At 66.8% G+C, this 301-nt stretch carries 1 pseudogene; it reads left to right on the forward strand.

Annotation, left to right across the window (positions count from 1 at the left end):
- A pseudogene (locus tag ACK6AU_RS32070) lies at positions 1-301 on the forward strand (methyl-accepting chemotaxis protein); the annotation flags it as partial.

Raw genomic sequence — 301 nt, forward strand, 5'->3', positions numbered from 1 at the left:
GCTCAACAGCGTCACCGAGGAAAGCGCCCGTGGCCTGACCCAGCAGAACAACGAGATCGAGCAGGCCGCCACCGCGGTCAACGAAATGACCAGCGCCGTGGAAGAAGTGGCGCGCAACGCCGTCAGCACCTCCGAAGCCTCGAAGAACGCCACCGCCTCGGCCGGCGACGGCCGTGACCTGGTGCAGGAAACCGTGACCGCCATCGAACGCATGAGCGGCGACGTGCAGGACACCGCCAGCCTGATCGGCGACCTGGCCAACGAATCCCGCGACATCGGCAAGGTCCTGGACGTGATCCGC

Source organism: Pseudomonas sp. KCJK8993 (genome assembly GCF_046230915.1).
Classification (GTDB): domain Bacteria; phylum Pseudomonadota; class Gammaproteobacteria; order Pseudomonadales; family Pseudomonadaceae; genus Aquipseudomonas; species Aquipseudomonas piscis.